This window comes from Clostridium sp. DSM 8431 (genome assembly GCF_900116755.1).
In the GTDB taxonomy this organism is placed as follows: Bacteria; Bacillota; Clostridia; order Clostridiales; family Clostridiaceae; genus Clostridium.
Window position 1 is genome coordinate 1 of record NZ_FPBY01000308.1, and the last position, 1600, is coordinate 1600.

2 protein-coding genes are annotated in these 1600 nt (G+C 26.1%); both read left to right on the forward strand.

The window, feature by feature from the left end; all coding sequences use genetic code 11:
- Positions 1 to 302: 302 nt before the first annotated feature.
- Positions 303 to 1169 carry a radical SAM protein gene (locus BM384_RS17005; protein WP_090015446.1) on the forward strand — a complete coding sequence of 289 codons (867 nt, stop codon included), beginning with the start codon at positions 303 to 305 and terminating at the stop codon, positions 1167 to 1169.
- Between the two features lie 140 nt (positions 1170 to 1309).
- Entirely contained in the window at positions 1310 to 1549 is a 240-nt protein-coding gene (locus BM384_RS17010; RefSeq protein ID WP_207650752.1) for a hypothetical protein, read from the forward strand.
- The last annotated feature ends 51 nt before the right edge of the window (positions 1550 to 1600 follow it).

Below are 1600 nucleotides of genomic sequence, written 5' to 3' on the forward strand. Positions count from 1 at the left end.
ATTAAAAATAGCTTAGGATTCTGTTTGGTTACTTGACTGTAAAATTTTTCAAGTAAAAATGCACTATCATAGGTAATAAAAATTTATGGTCAGAAATGTCAGTAGAAGTATTGGAAAACAGAGAAGAATATGCAGCATGCGTTTCTTGGTGTTTCGATTGTATATGTTTTAGTTTTAACTGTATTTGTTTCAGTCTATAAGATATATAAATAGTTAAATAAATGCATATCAATTTATCGAATATAAAATTAAAAAAATGCAGTAGTAATAAATCTTTAATTTTAAAATTTAGGTGAATTGATATGTGTTTTGGAGGTGTAATTTTAGAGATGTATTTAACAAAGCGAATTTTAACATACAAACTAGATAATGATAACATACTTTTGATTAATACAATATCAGGTGCATTTGATGTGATAGATGAAGAAACAAAGAATAAAATTGATTCTTTAAATATGGGTATATCAGAAATGGAAGTCAATGATCCAGAATTATTACATCAATTAAGAGAAAGAAAATATATTTTTAAAGATAAACAAGAAGAATTATTAGCAATTGAACAGTATAGAAGAATAAATGCTGAGTTGATAAGAAGAAAAAGCAAAAGAAATTTTACAATTTGTCCAACTATGGGATGTAATTTGAGATGCACTTATTGTTTTGAAGAAGAGAAGTCACATAAAAATATGAAAGTTTTAAGTGATTCACAATTACAGACTATTTTTAAATATATATTAGAAAATAAAAATCAAAGTGAAAGAATAAATGATAAGCAACCAATAACAATATCATTATTTGGAGGTGAACCTTTACTTAAGGGAAATTATGATATTGTTAAACAAGTGTTTGAATTTGCAAGAAATAATGAAATTATAGTTAAAGTTATAACAAATGGAACAACAATTAAGTTTTATTCAGAATTGCTTCAGCAATATCCAGAAGTTCTATTACAAATTACTGTGGATGGAAATAAGAAGATACATGATAAGAGAAGAATAAGAGCAGATGGAACAGGTTCTTTTGATAAAATTTGTGAAGGAATTGAAGAGTTAATTAAGATAAAAGTTGTAACAAGATTAAGAATTAACATTGATAAGGAAAATTTCAAACATATTGGTGAACTGATTGAATTTATAAAGGAAAAAAGTGGGTTGAGACGGGTTATGTAATTCCGTACATATCGCCAGTACTTGACTTTTTTGATTCAAATGGGTTAGTTTTTTCTGAAAGTGAATTATATCAAAATATATTAAAGTATATTCCTGACTTTGGAACAGAAAAATGTATTATTAAAAATATAGTTTCTCCAGTGATAGGATACTTAATGACCTTTTTAAATCTTGAAGATACTGTGAAACCTTGGAAGTTACATTATTGTGAAGCCACTTCAGGTGAAAATTTAATATTCTCTCCAGATGGATGCATAACAACTTGTTTATTAGCAACTGGAAAAGAAAAGAATACAATAGGAAAATTTGATAACAATGGAGTATATCTAAATAAAGGTAAGCGTAAAAGTTTTTGGCGTCTTTTATTGCTTCAAAAATAGTAATAAAATATCCCTATAAAGTTATTGAGATTTACATCATACCTCAATTAT